This window comes from Massilia phyllosphaerae, assembly GCF_034659755.1.
Classification (GTDB): Bacteria; Pseudomonadota; Gammaproteobacteria; order Burkholderiales; family Burkholderiaceae_D; genus Telluria; species Telluria phyllosphaerae.
Genome location: NZ_JAXSQX010000001.1, coordinates 653,229 through 669,219 on the forward strand (window position 1 = coordinate 653,229; position 15,991 = coordinate 669,219).

Here is a 15,991-nt window from a genome sequence, read left to right on the forward strand (position 1 = left end):
CTCCTCAGCGCGCCGCGACGCTGCCTGCAGCCTTGGCAGGAGCCGGCTGCGCCGCCGGTGGCGCGGGCGTCGCCGGCACGTTGCGGACCAGATCGCCATCGTTGAGGAAACCGGCACCGCTGACGACCACCTGGGCATCCGGTGCCAGCCCGTCCACCACCTCGATGCGGTTGCCCAGGCGGCGCCCGGTGCTGACTTTTATCTGGCTGACGCGGCTGTCGGCGTTCAGGCGGAATACGTACGGAAAGCCGTCGCGCACCGCGACCGCCTGCTGCGGCACGGTCAGGGCAGTCGAGTGGCCGAGCTCGAAGGTGCCGCTGGCGAACATGCCGGCTTTCAGCGGCGCGTCGGCCTTCATCATGGGCGGCAGGTCGACGTAGACCAGCGCCACGCGGCTCTGGGCGTCCACGGTGGGCGCCACCGTGCGCACGGTGCCGCGGATGATGCCGCCGGCGGCGGTTTTGATCTCGGCCTTGGCGCCCGGCTTCACGCGCGGCAGTTCGGCCGCGGTGACTTCGGCGCGCCATTCCAGCCGGCCCTGGCGGATCATGCGGAACATCTCCATGCCGACGCCGCCGACCGCGCCCACGGTCGCGTTGCGCGCCGAGATGATGCCGCTGTCCGGGGCCAGCACCTCGGCGTATTTCAGGCGCAGCGATTGCTGGGCCACGGTCGCCCTGGCGGCGGCCACGCGCGCGCGCGACGCGCGTTCGGTGGTCATGTACTGGGTGATCTGCTGCTCGCTCAGCGCGCCGGAGTTGGTGAGCGTGCGCGCGCGCGTGGCGTCGGCGCTGGCGGCGGCGGCATTCGCTTCGGCTTCCTGCACGGCGGCCTGGGCCTGCGCCAGGTCGGCCTTGACGGTGGCGGCGTCGAACACGGCCAGCACCTCGCCCTTCTTGACGACATCGCCGACGTTGACACGCACGTCCAGCAGGCGCAGGCCGTTCGATTCGCTGCCGATCACGGCTTCCTGCCAGGCGGCGACGTTGCCGTTGGCGGCCAGCTGCAGCGGCATGCGCGCGTTTTCCGGGCGCGCGGTGGTGACGGTGAGCGCAGGCCGCGGCGCAGCCGCTTTCTTGTCGTCGGCGGCGCGGCCGGTGGCGAGGAGCCCGGCGGTGCCGGCAACGAGGACCAGGGCGAGGCTGGCCAGGGCGAGTCGGGTACGGGGGCGGAATGGTGTCATGGTATCTGGAGGAAGGACGATCCGGCCATGGCGGATGGCATGGACTTTAACTGCCACAGTGTAACAAAGAGGCATCGTAAATATCGCCACAAATGGTTGGACGCGCCGTATTCGTGCCGCGATGTTACAAAACATTGCTTTCGCAGTCGGGCGGCAATAGGCAGACTCATACTATCGAGCCATTCCGCCATTGCCGGGAGCCAGCATGCGCCCTCATTCCTTGCCTGTTCTATTACTCTGCGCCGCGCTGTGCGCGCAACCGGCCCTGGCCGGGCCCGCACCGCCGACACCGCTGGCGCCGGACCAGCAGGCGGTCCACGTGCTCAACCGGCTGGCCTTCGGCCCGCGCCCCGGCGACGTCGAGCGTGTCACCCGGATCGGCGTGGGACGCTGGATCGACGAACAGCTGCAGCCGGAAGCGATCGCGCTGCCGGCTGCGCTGACGGCGCGCCTGGACGGCCTCGGCACCGTCACGCGCAGCGCCGGCGCTTCGCTCGACGAATACCTGGCGCTGCGCCGCCAGGTGCGCGACGAGGACGAGGGCGCGCGCCAGCGCCGGCGCGAACTCGACGCGCGGGTGGCGCGCGAAGCGGCCGAGGCGCGGCTGCTGCGCGCGCTGGACAGTCCGCGTCAGCTCGAGGAAGTGATGGTCGACTTCTGGTACAACCATTTCAATGTGTTTGCCGGCAAGGGAATCGACCGCGCGCTGGTCACCAGCTACGAGAACGAGGCGATCCGCCCGCATGCGCTGGGAAGGTTTCGCGACCTGCTGGGCGCCACCGCCAAACACCCGGCGATGCTGTTCTACCTCGACAACGCGGTGTCCTCGGCACCGGATCCGAACCCGAAAGCGAAGCGCAAGGGCGGCCTGAACGAAAACTATGCGCGCGAGCTGATGGAGCTGCACACGCTGGGCGTGGACGGCGGGTATACCCAGCAGGACGTGACCGAGCTGGCGCGCATGCTGACCGGCTGGACCTTCGACCAGCGCCGCCTGGCCGCCGGCGGCGAAGGTTTTCGCTTCGACCCCAAACGCCACGACCAGGGGAATAAAACCTGGCTCGGCCAGGCCATCGCGCCCGACGGCCAGCGCGAGGGCGAGCGCGCGCTCGACGTGCTGGCCGTGCACCCGACCACGGCGCGCCACGTCAGCCGCCAGCTGGCCCAGTACTTCGTCAGCGACGATCCGCCGCAGGCGCTGGTCGAGCGCATGACCGCCGCCTGGCGCGCCAGCAGCGGCGACATCCGCACGGTGCTGCGCACGCTGTTCACCAGCCCCGAGTTCATGTCCACCGAAGCGGCCGGCGCCAAGTTCAAGACGCCTTACCAGTTCGTGCTGTCGGCGCTGCGCGCGAGCGGCGTGGCGGTCGCCAACGTGGGGTCATTGACGAACACCATGTCCCAGCTCGGCATGCCGCTGTACGGTTGCCAGACGCCGGACGGCTACAAGAATACCCAGGACGCCTGGCGGAACCCGGATGCGCTGACGCGGCGGATCGCCTTTGCCACGGCGCTGGCGGGCGGGCGGCTGCCGCTGGCCGCTTCTCAGCCCGCTTATCAGCCGGCTTCTCAGCCGGCACCCAAGCCGGTGCCGCTCGACCCGGCCGCGCTGCAGGCGGCGCTGGCCGGATCGGTATCGCCACGCACGCTCGGCATCGTCGGCCAGGGGCCGGAACGCCTGCGCGCGGCGATGCTGCTCGGCAGCCCGGACTTCATGCAGCGCTGACGGACGACAGGAGGAGACAGATCATGCAACGCAGGGATTTCCTGAATGCGCTGGCGCTCGGCGCCGGCATCGTGCTGCCGCTCGGGCCGCACGCCTGGGCCGCGACCGCATCGGCATCGCCCACGCGCCGCAAGCTGGTGGTGGTGATGCTGCGCGGCGCCGTCGACGGCCTCAACGTGGTCGCCCCGGTCGGCGACGAGAATTACCTGCGCCTGCGTCCGACCATCGGCCTGGCGGCGCCCGGCATGGAAGGCGGTGCGCTCGACCTCGACGGCTACTTCGGCCTGCATCCGGCGTTGAGCAGCCTGCAGCCGCTGTGGCAGCACAAGAAGCTGGCCTTCGTGCACGCCAGCGGCTCTCCCGACGCCACCCGCTCCCATTTCGACGCCCAGGACTACATGGAATCGGCCACGCCCGGCCGCAAGAACACGCCGGACGGCTGGATGAACCGGCTGGTGGCGGCGCTGCCGGGCAGCGCGACGCCGAGCCGGTTGCTGGGCATCGGCCCGGTGATGCCGCGCATCCTGGCAGGTACGGCGGCCGCGGTCAACTTGCCGAACGTGGCCAGCGCCGCCAAGGCGGACGTGCTCGACCGGCCCGAGGTGGCGGCCGCGTTCGATGCGCTGTACGACGGCCACCCGCGCTTCGGGCGCGCCTATGCCGACGGCCGCACGGCGCACCGGGAAGTAATGGACGCCGCCACGGAAACGCCGCAAATGATGGCCGCCGACCGCGGCGCGCCGCTGCCCAACGGTTTCCCCGACGACGCCGCGCGCCTGGCGACGCTGATGCGCAACGATCCCAGGATCCAGCTCGCCTTCGTCGCGCTCGGCGGCTGGGATACGCACGCGGCGCAGGGCGCCGGCAGCGGCCAGCTGGCCAACCGGCTGGCGCCGCTGGGGCAGGGGCTGGCGCTGCTGGCCGAGCGCCTGGGACCGCTGTTCGACGACACGCTGGTACTGGTGATGTCGGAATTCGGCCGCACGGCGCGCGAAAACGGCAATGGCGGCACCGACCACGGCCACGGCAACGTCATGTGGCTGCTGGGCGGGAATGTCAATGGCGGCAAGGTGTATGGCGAGTGGGAAGGCGTCGGCGACGCTGCGCTGAATGAAGGACGGGATTTGCCGGTCAATACCGATTTCCGTTCGGTGCTAGCCCAGGTTGCTGAACGACATTTACTTTTGGGCGATAAGCAGCTGCTGCAGGTATTTCCCGCAATGCCGCAAAGAACCGCTTCATTTCAGGTGATGAAAGGCTAGGGTCCCTCTGGGTGCGCACGATTGAATACCGTAGTTTTACTGTATTGCAGTGCACAAAAATGAGGGCTATATTGGAACTGTCTCCTCCAGTTTTTCTCCGAAAACCTGGATTCCGGCCCGCACAACAGCGGGCCTTTTTTTTGCCTTGTGGGCAGTGCGTAAAACTTGGATTCCGCCTGCGCGGGAATGACGGTCTTTAGGCCAGCGGCTTTACAACGTCGTTCCCGCGCAGGCGGGAACCCAAGTTCGTATCCAAAGCTGGAATGACGGTCTTCAGGCCAGCGGCTTCAAAACGTCGTTCCCGCGCAGGCGGGAACCCAAGTTCAGCCACCGAAGTCAGAGAGCTGAAAAACAGCAGCGCTTCAGGCCCCGCTGACCTCGACATCATCCCCCTGGAACGCCCCCTTGCGCCAGGTAAGCACCAGCGTATCGCGGTGCCCGTGTTCGCCCACCGGCTGGATCGGCGTCGATTCGTGGATCACGGTCGCATCGTCCAGCAGCAGCAGGGTCCACGGTTCCGTCATGGTGAAGCGCTGCCCCTTCGGCCCGTTCGCCTCGAACACGCGGGTTTCGCCGCCCTTGATGTTGTGGCGCCCGATCAGGATCACGGCCACGAAATCGACGCCGTCGCGGTGCGCGCCTTCCGGCGTCGGACGGCCGATGCCGTCGGCGGTGTCGATGCGGAACTGGTGCGCCTCGACGTACCAGGTCTCGGGACCGGCTACCGCCGCACATACGCCGCCGAGGGCGCGCAGCAGTTTGCTCCAGGCCGGCTGCTCGACGGTCGCAGGTTCGATCGGCACGAACAGGCGGTGCATGCCGCCGTGCAGGGCGTTGTACTCGACCGGCTGCCAGTGCGCGCGGTGCGGGCTTTGCGTCAGGTCGGTCCCGCTGTCGACGAAGCAGGAATGGCGGCGGCGCCGGTAGCGGCCGCCGTCCTTCAGGTAGTTGTCGAGCTCGAGGCGCTCCCAACTCGGCGCCAGGGCCATCAGCTCCTCGAGCGGACAGCCGGCCAACGCGGCCACGGTGGCGGGGGAGAGAAGGGCGTAGCCGTCGCTGCGCAGCGCATCGACGACGCGGGCGGGATCGGTGTAGGGTGCTTGCGGTGTAGTCATCCCGATAGCGTAGCACCTTTTTTCGGCAGTCGGGACGTAGGGTGGACGGGTTTCCCGTCCACGCGGTGATTGTTGGCGGCTGCGCTATCGTGCACATGATCGAAACTTGCAGCTATCACCGCGTGGACGGCAGAGCCGTCCACCCTACGGCGCATCAGAAGTTTTTGATGAGCGTCAGCCTGAACGAACGCCCCTCGATCGGATGAAAATGAATGTCATCCCGCGCCTGCGCCTCACCGCGCAGCTGCGACGCATAATAATAGTCGATCGCCGATGCCCGCTTGTCGGCCAGGTTGAAGCCCTCCAGCTCCAGCCGCAGGTCCTTGGCCCAGCGGTAGCCGATGCGGCCGTTGAGCGTGGTGCTGGCGTGCGAGCGCACGCTGTCGTCCTCGATCAGCGGGCGCGGGCCGAAGTAGCGCAGGCGCAGCGCGCCTTCCCAGTTGCCGACCTGGCTGACGGTCAGCGCCAGCTGGCCGACGCCTTCGACGGCGCCCGGGATGCGGTCCTGGCCCGGCTCGACGCCGCGCGACCGCGCGCGCGCGAATGCGGCATCGACATCGATCGACAGCCATTTATACGGCTTGTAGTAGTTCGAGAACTCGATGCCGATGCGCCGGCTCGGCGGCCCGGCTTCGGTGTTGCCGGCGTCGCCGATGTAGGTCAGCTCGGAATCGAAGTCGAGGCGGTACAGCGAGATCGCGGTCTGGTTCTTGGGGACGATCTCGGTACGCAGGCCGATCTCCATGCCGCGCGAGCGCACCAGGCCCGGCGTCGTGCCGACCGCCTCGAGCGTCTTCGGATCGATGTTGGTGGTGGTGCCGCGCGCGTCGTTGCTGTGGAAGCCCTGGCCATAGTTCAGGTACAGCTCGCTCTGCTGCCACGGGCCGAACACCAGGTTCAGCGACGGGCTGACCAGGGTATCGGACGCCTTTCCCGAATTCTCGGGCCGGTCGCTACGGACTTTGAAACGGTAGTCGTCGGCGCGCAGGCCGACCACGCTGCGGAAGAAGTCGCCCCAGCGCGCGGCGTGCTCGATCCAGGCCGCCTTGCTGGTCTCGACGATGTGGTCCTGGCGCGTGACGGACAGCGTGCGCCGCCCCTCGGTGTTTTCCAGCGCGTTGAAGATGTTGTCGTTCTGGGCCTGGGCACCGACCGTGACGTCGGCCGTGAAGTGGTCCGTGCGGTGCGTGTGCCAGGTGTGGACGGCATTCACGCCGCCCGTCACGCGCCGGTCCGGCTGGGCGAACTGGTCGCCGTGGACCGGGTCGTCCATGAAATAGGTGAAGTTCGACCACAGGCCGAGCTGGTTGCGGATGACGTAGGCGTTCACCTTGGACGCGCTGTCGGCCGTGGTCTGGCGCCATACGCCGGACAGGCTGTAGCGGCGCGCCTCGCCGCCGTCGGTATTGTCGATGGCGTCCCAGCGGCCCAGCGTGCCGTTGTCGACGGCACGTTGCGGGATCTGGTCGGTCGAGTTCCAGCTGCCGTGGTAGGCCATCGCCGTCACGCTCCAGCCGTTGTTGGCGTAGCCGCGGCTGTAGCGCAGCACGCCGTTCAGCTTGCGGTAATCGTCGCCGCGGGTGAAGGGGCCGTCGTTGTGCAGCGCTTCCAGCGCATAGGTGAGAGTGCCGTCGGCGGCATCGCTGGATGCGGCCACCGCGGTCCTCACATAACCGTTCTGGCCGACGCTGACGGTGGCGACGTCGCGCACCAGGCGGTTCGCATAGGTCACGTAGGCGCTGCCGGCCGAGGCGAAGTCGCCGTCGCGGGCCGAATAGGGGCCCTTGCGGTAATCCAGGCGCGCGGTCAGCTCCGGGATCAGGAAGTTCAGGTCGGTCCAGCCCTGGCCGTGCGCATGGCTGCGCTGGTTGACCGGCATGTCGTCGACGAAGGTGGCGAGGTCGGTGCCGTGGTCGAGGTTGAAGCCGCGCAGGTAGAACTGGTTGGCCTTGCCTTCGCCGCTGTGCTGGCTGGCGATTAGGCCGGGCGTCGCTTCCAGCAGCTCGCCGGGCCGGTAGATGGTGCGCATCTCCAGTTCCTTCTGGCTGACGCTGCCCATGTTGGCGGAATCGGCGATGCCGAGCTGGCTGTCTCGCGCGCCTTCGACCAGCACGCGCTGGATCACGGGGTCGTCGGCCAGCGCATGTGCGTGGACGAACAGCGCTGCCAGCGCGCAGGGGAGGACACGTAATTTCATCAGTGGACGGACAGTTCGGATTGGCGGGCGTTGAAGCCGAAGGTACGCAGGCTGCCGCCGGCGCTGTAGTTCACGGTATTGACCTGGTCGGGCAGGAAGTCGACCAGCACGGCGGCGTGGATGGTCTCGACCTTCTCGGCCGGCGTGGCCGGGATTTCCTGGAACACGGTGACGCTGTCGGTGTCGACCGTCAGGCCGACCCAGTTCAAAGGCAGGCGCTTGCCGGCCTTGTCGGCCAGCCAGAACTGCTTTTCGAGGTACTTGCGCAGCACGGCCTGGTCATCCGCATCGGACAGGTCGAACTGGCGCTGGTACAGGTTGGCGAGCAGGGCTTCGACGTCGTGCGCCATGTAGGTGTGCACGACTTCGGTGTTGCCGGTGTGCGCGTTGAAGGCGATGTCGGTAATGCCCGCGTGGAAGCGGTGCGCCTGCCCAGCCACGCAGGCACAGGCCAGCGCAGCCGCGCAGGCGGCCTTGACCCAGATGCGGCGGACACTCATTCGACGGCCTTGCCCGCTTCGACGGCCTGCTCGGCCGCCTTAACCGCTTCCTTCGGATCCTTCACGTCTTTCACGTCCTTCACCTTAAGCTTCTCCCCGTAATCCTTCATCATGTCGTTCTGTGGGCGCTGTGTCTTGAACAGTTCCAGGCGCGACGGCGTGAGCTTGCGCGGCCAGGCGTTGTTGCTGATGTCGGTGTCGGCGGTTTCCAGGTACGGGTCCTGGGTCAGGCCGACCATCGGCTCGTCGGTGATGATCAGCTTGGTGATCTTCTTCGGCGAGTAGCGCCAGACTTCGGCCGGCACCCGTTCGACATACTTCTTGCCGCTCTGGAGCGTGATTTCCAGGACCAGCGGCGTCACCAGCCCGCCCAGGTTGGAAAAGTCGACCAGGTACAGGTGCTTGCCTTCCTTCAGCAGCGCCTTTTCCCAGTCTTCCAGGTCCTCGACCGCTTCATTGTACTTGTTGCGGTCACGGTTGGTGACGGTGAAATCGTCGTGCTCGTTGTAGAAGTCCTTCAGCTCCGGATGCGCATCCACGCGGCGCGCCAGCGTGCCCTTGTTGCGCTGGTCGGTGAGCGAGACCGGCTGGGCGTCGCGCTGGGCCTTCTGCCAGGCTTTCTCGATGTCCGGGTCCTTGGTGCCGATGGTGTACTCGGTGATGCCGTCGACGCTAACGTCGACCGCGTCGGTGCTGTAGAACCAGCCGCGCCAGAACCAGTCGAGGTCGGTGCCGGACGCGTCTTCCAGGGTGCGGAACAGATCGGCCGGGGTCGGGCGCTTGAACTTCCAGCGCTGGGCGTATTCCTTGAAGGCGAAGTCGAACAGCTCACGCCCGAGCACCGTCTCGCGCAGCACGTTGAGGGCGGTGGCCGGCTTGGCGTAGGCGTTGGCGCCGCGGTTCACGATCGATTCGCCGTTGGTCATGATCGGCTGCTGGTTGCGGCTCTTCATGTAGTCGACGATGTTGCGCGGTTCGCCGCGGCGCGCCGGGTAGTGTTCTTCCCAGGCCTGCTCGGCCAGGAACTGCATGAAGCTGTTCAAACCCTCGTCCATCCAGGTCCACTGGCGCTCGTCCGAGTTGACGATCATCGGGAAGTAGTTGTGGCCGACTTCGTGGATGATCACGCTGATCAGGCCATACTTGACGTTCTTCGAATAGGTGAGGGCGCCGGTCTTCTTGTCCTTGGTCGGGCGGCCGCCGTTGAACGAGATCATCGGGTATTCCATGCCGCCGACCGGGCCGTTCACCGAGATCGCCACCGGGTACGGATAGTCGAACGCGTACTTGTTATAGTTGTCGATGGTATGGATGATGGCCTGGGTCGAATACTTTTCCCACAGCGGGTTGCCTTCCTTCGGGTAGTAGGACATGGCCAGCACGTCGGTCTCGCCCTTCTTGAAGCCCTGCGCATCCCAGATGAACTTGCGGCTCGATGCCCAGGCGAAGTCGCGCACGTTTTTCGCCTTGAAGCGCCAGGTCTTGGTCGCCGTGGCGCGGCCCTTTTCGGTGGCTTCGGCTTCCGCCTGGGTCACGATGACGACCGGCTTGTCGGATTTGCGCGCACGCTGCAGGCGCTCGCGCTGGGCGCCGGTGAGCACCGCGTCCGCATTCTGCAGTTCGCCGGTGGCGGCCACGATGTGGTCGGCCGGGACCGTGATCTCGACCTCGTAGTCGCCGAACTCCAGCGTGAATTCGCCGTCGCCCAGGTACTGCTTGTTCTGCCAGCCGTGGACGTCGTAGTAGGCCGCCATGCGCGGGAAGAACTGGGCGATCTCGAACAGGTCGTTCTTGTCCTGCTTGTCGAAGCGCTCGAAGCCCATGCGCCGGCCCAGCACGTTCGTCTCGGGCACGTTGAAACTCCAGGCCATGTTGAACGAGAAGCTGGCGCCCGGCTTCAGGGGCTGCGGCAGGTCGATGCGCATCATGGTCTTGTTGATGACGTTGCGCAGCGGGCGGCCGCTGCCGTCGGTCACGCTGGCCACCTTGAAGCCGCCGTCGAAGGTGCGGCTCTCGACCAGGAAGCGTGCGGCTTCATAGCCCAGGCCAGTCTGGCCACCGGGCGTTGTAGCCGTGCGCCATGCTTCGCGCGACGGATAGCTCGCGACGCTGCGGTTGTCCGAATCGGCGCGGAACATGTTCTGGTCCAGCTGCACCCACAGGTAAGTCAGCGTATCGGGCGACTTGTTGTGGTAAGTGATCGTCTCGCTGCCGGTGATGGCGCGCTTCGCTTCGTCCAGCGTGACGCGGATGCGGTAGTCGGCGCGCTGCTGCCAGTAGGCGTGGCCCGGGGCGCCGGAGGCGGTACGGGTGTCGGTGGGCGTGGGCAGCAGTTCGTCGAGCTGGCGGAATTTGTCGTCGAAGGGTTCCGCGGCAAAGGCGGAAGAGACGAGGGAGGCGAGGAGGGTCAGCGCGGCGAGACGTTTCATCGTGGGTTCCAGATAGAGAAAACGGCAGCGGCACCTTGTGAGTGCGGCTGCCGGTAGGGTGGACGGCTCCGCCGTCCACGCGTCGATTGTTGGCGGCGCCGATTTCGTGCACGGGTTCGGACCCGGCACCTGTCACCGCGTGGACGGCAAAGCCGTCCACCCTACGTTAATGCCGTATAAAAATTACTCGGCTTTTTGGGCTTCGGTCTTGGCGTCCTTGTCCTTCGCCGTTTTTAGCTTCTCGGCGAAGTCCTTCATCATGTCGTTCTGCTCGCGCTGCGACTTGAACAGTTCCAGGCGCGACGGCGTCGCCTTGCGCGGCCAGGCGTTGTTGCTGACGTCGGTATCGGCGGTTTCCAGGTACGGGTCCTGGGTCAGGCCGACCATCGGCTCGTCAGTGATGATCAGCTTGGTGATCTTCTTCGGCGAGTAGCGCCACACTTCGGCCGGCACGCGCTCGATGTACTTCTTGCCGCTCGCCAGCTGGATCTCCAGGACCAGCGGGGACACCAGGCCGCCCAGGTTCGAGAAGTCGACCAGGTACAGGTGCTTGCCTTCCTTCAGCAGCGCCTTTTCCCAGTCTTCCAGGCCTTCGGTCTCCTCGTTGTACTTGTTGCGGTCCTTGTTGGTGACGGTGAAGTCGTCGTGCTCGTTGTAGAAGTCCTTCAGCTCCGGATGCGCATCCACGCGGCGCGGCAGCGTGCCCTTGTTGCGCTGGTCGGTGATCGAGATCGGCTGGGCGTCGCGCTGGGCCTTCTGCCAGGCTTTCTCGATTTCCGGGTCCTTGGTACCGATGGTGTACTCGCTGATGCCGTCGACGCTGACGTCGACCGCGTCGGTGGTGTAGAACCAGCCGCGCCAGAACCAGTCGAGGTCGGTGCCGGACGCGTCTTCCATGGTGCGGAAGAAGTCGGACGGGGTCGGGCGCTTGAACTTCCAGCGCTGCGCGTATTCCCTGAACGCGAAGTCGAACAGTTCGCGGCCCAGCACGGTTTCACGCAGCACGATCAGCGCGGCGGTCGGCTTCGCATAGGCATTGTTGCCGAACTGGAGCACCGATTCCGAGTTGGTCATGATCGGCACCTGGTTGCGGCTCTTCATGTAGTCGGCGATCACGCGCGGTTCGCCGCGCGACTGCGGATAGTGCTCTTCCCAGGCCTGCTCGGCCAGGTACTGCACGAAGGAGTTCAGGCCCTCGTCCATCCAGGTCCACTGGCGCTCGTCCGAGTTGATGATCATCGGATAGTAGTTGTGGCCGACTTCGTGGATGATCACGCTGATCAGGCCGTACTTGGTGCGCTTGGAGTAGGTCAGTTCGCCGGTCTTCTTGTCCTTGGTCGGACGCGGACCGTTGAACGAGATCATCGGGTATTCCATGCCGCCGACCGGGCCGTTGACGGAAATCGCCACCGGATACGGGTAGTCGAACGAATACTTGTTGTACTGGTCGATGGTGTGGATGATCGACTGGGTCGAGTACTGGCCCCACAGCGGATTACCCTCTTTCGGGTAGTAGGACATGGCCAGCACGTTGGTGCTGTCCTTTTTAAAACCCTGGGCATCCCAGATGAACTTGCGGCTCGAGGCGAACGCGAAGTCGCGCACGTTCTTGGCCTTGTAGTGCCAGGTGCGGGTGCCGCTGGCGCGCTGCTTTTCCTTGGCTTCGGCTTCGGCTTGCGTGACGATCAGCACCGGCTTGTCGGCCGTGCGCGCCTGCTTCAGGCGGTCGCGCTGGGCCGGCGTGAGCACCGCATCCGGGTTCTGCAGTTCGCCGGTCGAGGCGACCACGTGGTCGGCCGGGACGGTCAGCTGCACGTCATAGTCGCCGAACTCCAGCGTGAATTCGCCCGAGCCCAGGAACTGCTTGTGCTGCCAGCCGTAGACGTCGTAGTAGGCCGCCATGCGCGGGAACCACTGGGCGATCTCGAACAGGTCGTTCTTGTCGTCGAATTTTTCGTAACCCGAGCGGCCGCCCAGCACCTTCATGTCGGTGATGTTGTAGCTCCACTCGATGCTGAAGGCGGTGCGCGCGCCGGCTTTCAGCGGTTGCGGCAGGTCGATCCGCATCATGGTGCGGTTGATAACGAAGTTCAGCGGACGGCCGTTGCCGTCCTTGACGCTCTTGATGTTGAAACCGCCCGGGAAGGTGCGCGCTTCCAGCACGGTGCGGATGGCGTCGAACTTCACGCCGTCGGTCGCGCTGCGGCCCTGCCATGCTTCGCGCGAGGGCAGGGTGGCCGTGGTGCGGGCGTCCGAGTTCGGCTTGTAGATATTCTGGTCGAGCTGCACCCACAGATAAGTCAGGGTGTCGGGGGAATTGTTGTGATACGTGATCGTCTCGGCGCCGCTGATCGAGCGGTTGGCTTCGTCGAGGGTGGCGCGGATCTGGTAATCGGCGCGCTGTTGCCAGTAGGCGTGACCCGGAGCACCGGATGCGGTGCGGATGGTGGTCGGGGTTGGAAGCAGTTCGTCGAGCTGACGGAATTTGTCGTCGAAAGGTTCCGCTGCGATTGCTGACATGGTGAGGCAGAGCGCCGCCAGGCCGATCGGCAAACGTATCATGTTTTCCCTGTGTAAGAGATTGAAAGAAAGAAAATATTCTAGTCTTAGCTCTCTTGCATAGGTTTAGTTGATTTGTAACAAGGCTGTTACAAACAGGAAGGTGTAGCAAATGCGACATACGACGCCGCTACCGCGGTGCAGCGGTGCACCGGGCCGGCTCAGGATTCGGATGGCGTCCCCGAGATGGTGCGCGTGATCATGCGCAGGTACAGGGTTGCCAGGGTGATGCCCGTGCCCAGCAGGATCAGGACGGTGTTCATGCCAAGCTGCACCTGCAGCGCCATCGCATAGCCGCCGGTCATGGCCAGGATGGCCAGGTTCTCGTTGAAGTTCTGTACCGCAATCGATTGCCCCGCACTCATCAGGCTGTGGCCGCGGTGCTGCAGCACGGCATTCATCGGCACCACGAACAGCCCGGCCAGGATGCCAATGACCAGCAGCAGCGGCAGTGCCACCGCCACGCTATGCACCAGCGCCATCGCGCACAGCGCGAGGCCCAGCACGGCGCCCAGCGGCATCACCGACATCGAGCGCACCAGCGGCACCGCCTTGCCGGCCAGCGCCGCGCCCAGCACGACTCCCAGCGCGAACACCGCCTGCAGCAGCGCCGCCTTGTCGAGGCTGAGCCCGAGCGCGGTCTGGGCCCAGGCCAGCAGCAGGATCTGCAGCACCATGCCGGCGCCCCAGAACAGCGACGTGACGCCGAGCGACACGCGGCCGGCGCGATCGCGCCACAGCGTCGCATTGCAGCGGTAAAAATCCTGGAACAGCGCCTGCAGGTTGCGGCCGGTGCGCGCGTAGCGCTTGCCCTTGTTCAGCACGCCCAGGTTGAGCAGCGTGGCCAGCAGGTAAGTCAGGACGATGACAGTCACCGCCGCGTGCAGCGGACTCGGTACCACGTACCCGAACAGCGTGAAGCTGGCGTGCAGCAGCCAGGCGATGGTCTGCTCGTTCGAGGAAATCAGGCCGCCCAGGATGGTGCCGAGGATCATCGCGACCACGGTCGTGCCTTCGATCCAGCCGTTGGCGGCCACCAGGCGCCGCGCCGGCAGCACCTCGGCCAGGATGCCGTACTTGGCCGGCGAATACGCCGACGCGCCGAAGCCGACGATGCCGTAGGCGAGCAGGGGATTGGCCTTGGCCAGGATCAGCGAGCAGCCGAACATCTTGATGGTGTTCGTGACCAGCATCACGCGGCCCTTCGGAAAGGCATCGGCGAAGGCGCCGGCAAACGGGGCCAGCAGGATGTACGACAGCACGAAGCCCATCTTCAACATCGGCGTCATCCACTCCGGAAAGGCCAGCGTGGAGATCAGCGATACGCACAGGATGAACAGGGCGCTGTCGGCCAGCGAGGAGAAGAATTGGGCGCCAACGATGGCGAAAAAAGCCGGGCTCATGGGGCCTCGATGCGTGGAAGCGGTTTGCACTTATATCACAGGCAAACCGATACCGTTTTCGCTTGCGTGCGTCGACATGGCGTCCGAGCCTGTCCGGAGCAATTGATGTGTTTTTGCTACTCGAACAATGTGTCAGGTTTATCTATAGTAAATTCCGCCGCAGCGCAGCGAGCCCCTGCATACGCTTCGACGTCGGCGACGTCAACGCGATCAACGACCGCTACGACTGTGGCGGCGATGCCGCCATCCGGCGGGATTTACTTGATCCAGACCGCGTAGTTGGTCCCCGAGGTCTGCAGCGTCCAGCCGGTGCCCGGGCTCCAGCTGTTCGGACCGATCTTCATCGCCAGCTGGCGCGTGTTGCCGCTGACGATGGCCGCGTACAGGCCCTGGGTCGCCTGCTGGATCGCGACCGCGGAGGTCGAGGTCACGCCGGCATCCTTGCGCGCCTTCATCAGGGCGGCGATCGGGGTCTTCAGGTTCCAGTTGTAGATGTGCGGGTAGAACACGGTCGGGATGCCCGGGTGGCTCAGGATGTAGGCATAGCCTTCCATCACCTTGCCGCACGGCGCCGGCCACAGGTTCTGGCCGCTGCTGCAGCTTTCGGCCGGGCCGGTGTCGTGGTTGTCGACGAAGGTCACCGACATCGCCGGCCACCAGCCGAGCGCGCCCTGCGGCTTGCCATCGGTGGCTTTCAGGCGCCAGTAGTTGCCGTTGGCGAGGGCGTCGTTGAGGATGCCCTTGGTGGTGAAGTCGAAGGCGCCGCAGCTGCTGTTGGTGCCGTTGATCCAGTTCATGATCGCCTGGCGGTTGGCGTCCATGTTGTTCAGGTCGAAGTCGGGCCACAGCTCGCCGACGCAAAACTCGGCCTGGAAGGCGTTTGCGTACTGGGCTACGTAGCTCGGACTGAAGCCTTTCACGTAGTCGAAGCGCAGGCCGGAAAAGCCGACCGGCTTGATCGTGTAGTTCAGCCAGTTGATGATGCCGTTCTGGACTTCGCCGACGTTGGTGTGGGCCAGGTCGCGTCCGCCGCTGAAGCCGTCGCCGGTGTCGCCCGCGCCCAGGCCGCAATTGCATTCGTCGTTGTTGACGATGGTGTAGGTGGTCCAGTTCGGATTGGTGAAATCGGACCAGCCGGTGGTGCCGACACGGTGGTTGACGACCACGTCGGCGATCGCCTTGACGCCGCGGCTCTTGAAGGCGCTTACCACGTTGGTCAGCTCGGCCGCGCTGCCGTAGCTGGAATCGAGCTTGTTCAGCTGGCGCGGCAGGTAGCCTTCGCGCGCGGCCGAATCCGAAGGCGGCGGGAACCAGACATGGGTAAAGCCCATCGCGCTCAGGTCGCCGACGTTGTTCATCACGGTGTTGTACCAGTCCGGGCCGGCGTAGGCCGCCGAATTCCAGTGGAAGCCCTGCAGCAGGATGGCACTGCTGTTGCCCGCCTGCTGGGCTGGGGTGGCGGCGCCGGCATGTCCTGCAAGCGTGAGAATGCCTGCCGCCAGGATGGCGGCAATGTGACGGTGTTTCATACTCTTCTCCGATTTTTATACGGTAAGGTCCTGGCGGCTAAGCGCAGGTACTTTTACTACGTATCGGGACATAGTTATGTCAGTGTCT

10 protein-coding genes are annotated in these 15,991 nt (G+C 65.5%); 2 read left to right on the forward strand and 8 right to left on the reverse strand.

Features of this window, described 5'->3' with window-relative positions; all coding sequences use genetic code 11:
* Positions 1-4: 4 nt before the first annotated feature.
* Positions 5-1,183: an efflux RND transporter periplasmic adaptor subunit gene (locus U1H99_RS02915; protein ID WP_323140267.1), complete on the reverse strand. Its 1,179-nt coding sequence runs from the start codon at positions 1,181-1,183 to the stop codon at positions 5-7.
* A 205-nt stretch (positions 1,184-1,388) separates the two neighbouring features.
* On the opposite strand from U1H99_RS02915, the gene U1H99_RS02920 reads away from it, so the two are divergent.
* Both U1H99_RS02920 and U1H99_RS02925 read left to right on the forward strand, forming a co-directional pair.
* Complete coding sequence (locus U1H99_RS02920) at positions 1,389-2,909, forward strand: DUF1800 domain-containing protein (protein WP_323140268.1); 1,521 nt, start codon at positions 1,389-1,391, stop codon at positions 2,907-2,909.
* A 23-nt stretch (positions 2,910-2,932) separates the two neighbouring features.
* Positions 2,933-4,171 carry a DUF1501 domain-containing protein gene (locus U1H99_RS02925; RefSeq protein ID WP_323140269.1) on the forward strand — a complete coding sequence of 413 codons (1,239 nt, stop codon included), beginning with the start codon at positions 2,933-2,935 and terminating at the stop codon, positions 4,169-4,171.
* 362 nt (positions 4,172-4,533) lie between these two features.
* Here the strand turns inward: U1H99_RS02925 and U1H99_RS02930 are convergent, their stop codons facing one another.
* The 7 genes from U1H99_RS02930 to U1H99_RS02960 form a co-directional block, all read right to left on the reverse strand.
* Positions 4,534-5,286 (reverse strand): 2OG-Fe dioxygenase family protein, encoded by a 753-nt coding sequence (locus U1H99_RS02930; RefSeq protein ID WP_323140270.1) that lies wholly within the window; start codon positions 5,284-5,286, stop codon positions 4,534-4,536.
* Between the two features lie 154 nt (positions 5,287-5,440).
* Positions 5,441-7,483 carry a TonB-dependent receptor gene (locus U1H99_RS02935; protein ID WP_323140271.1) on the reverse strand — a complete coding sequence of 681 codons (2,043 nt, stop codon included), beginning with the start codon at positions 7,481-7,483 and terminating at the stop codon, positions 5,441-5,443.
* Positions 7,483-7,983, reverse strand: a complete 501-nt coding sequence (locus U1H99_RS02940) for a DUF6702 family protein (RefSeq protein WP_323140272.1) — start codon at positions 7,981-7,983, stop codon at positions 7,483-7,485. Before U1H99_RS02940 ends, U1H99_RS02935 begins: the two co-directional genes overlap by 1 nt.
* Positions 7,980-10,412: a M1 family metallopeptidase gene (locus U1H99_RS02945; RefSeq protein WP_323140273.1), complete on the reverse strand. Its 2,433-nt coding sequence runs from the start codon at positions 10,410-10,412 to the stop codon at positions 7,980-7,982. Before U1H99_RS02945 ends, U1H99_RS02940 begins: the two co-directional genes overlap by 4 nt.
* Positions 10,413-10,595: 183 nt before the next feature.
* The gene (locus U1H99_RS02950) at positions 10,596-12,974 is read right to left on the reverse strand and encodes a M1 family metallopeptidase (protein WP_323140274.1); all 2,379 of its coding nucleotides are present in this window, start codon (positions 12,972-12,974) and stop codon (positions 10,596-10,598) included.
* A 158-nt stretch (positions 12,975-13,132) separates the two neighbouring features.
* On the reverse strand, positions 13,133-14,374 hold the full coding sequence (gene lplT / locus U1H99_RS02955) for a lysophospholipid transporter LplT (protein ID WP_323140275.1): 1,242 nt from the start codon (positions 14,372-14,374) through the stop codon (positions 13,133-13,135).
* Between the two features lie 257 nt (positions 14,375-14,631).
* Positions 14,632-15,903: a glucan 1,4-alpha-maltotetraohydrolase domain-containing protein gene (locus U1H99_RS02960; protein ID WP_323140276.1), complete on the reverse strand. Its 1,272-nt coding sequence runs from the start codon at positions 15,901-15,903 to the stop codon at positions 14,632-14,634.
* Between the last annotated feature and the right edge of the window lie 88 nt (positions 15,904-15,991).

What these genes read in the sequence shown, in the direction of transcription:
- U1H99_RS02930 (WP_323140270.1), bottom strand. Translation starts at nt 5,286, where the DNA reads ATGACTACACCGCAAGCACCCTACACCGATCCCGCCCGCGTCGTCGAT.
- U1H99_RS02920 (WP_323140268.1), top strand. Translation starts at nt 1,389, where the DNA reads ATGCGCCCTCATTCCTTGCCTGTTCTATTACTCTGCGCCGCGCTGTGC.
- U1H99_RS02925 (WP_323140269.1), top strand. Translation starts at nt 2,933, where the DNA reads ATGCAACGCAGGGATTTCCTGAATGCGCTGGCGCTCGGCGCCGGCATC.
- U1H99_RS02950 (WP_323140274.1), bottom strand. Translation starts at nt 12,974, where the DNA reads ATGATACGTTTGCCGATCGGCCTGGCGGCGCTCTGCCTCACCATGTCA.
- lplT (WP_323140275.1), bottom strand. Translation starts at nt 14,374, where the DNA reads ATGAGCCCGGCTTTTTTCGCCATCGTTGGCGCCCAATTCTTCTCCTCG.
- U1H99_RS02935 (WP_323140271.1), bottom strand. Translation starts at nt 7,483, where the DNA reads ATGAAATTACGTGTCCTCCCCTGCGCGCTGGCAGCGCTGTTCGTCCAC.
- U1H99_RS02945 (WP_323140273.1), bottom strand. Translation starts at nt 10,412, where the DNA reads ATGAAACGTCTCGCCGCGCTGACCCTCCTCGCCTCCCTCGTCTCTTCC.
- U1H99_RS02960 (WP_323140276.1), bottom strand. Translation starts at nt 15,903, where the DNA reads ATGAAACACCGTCACATTGCCGCCATCCTGGCGGCAGGCATTCTCACG.
- U1H99_RS02915 (WP_323140267.1), bottom strand. Translation starts at nt 1,183, where the DNA reads ATGACACCATTCCGCCCCCGTACCCGACTCGCCCTGGCCAGCCTCGCC.
- U1H99_RS02940 (WP_323140272.1), bottom strand. Translation starts at nt 7,983, where the DNA reads ATGAGTGTCCGCCGCATCTGGGTCAAGGCCGCCTGCGCGGCTGCGCTG.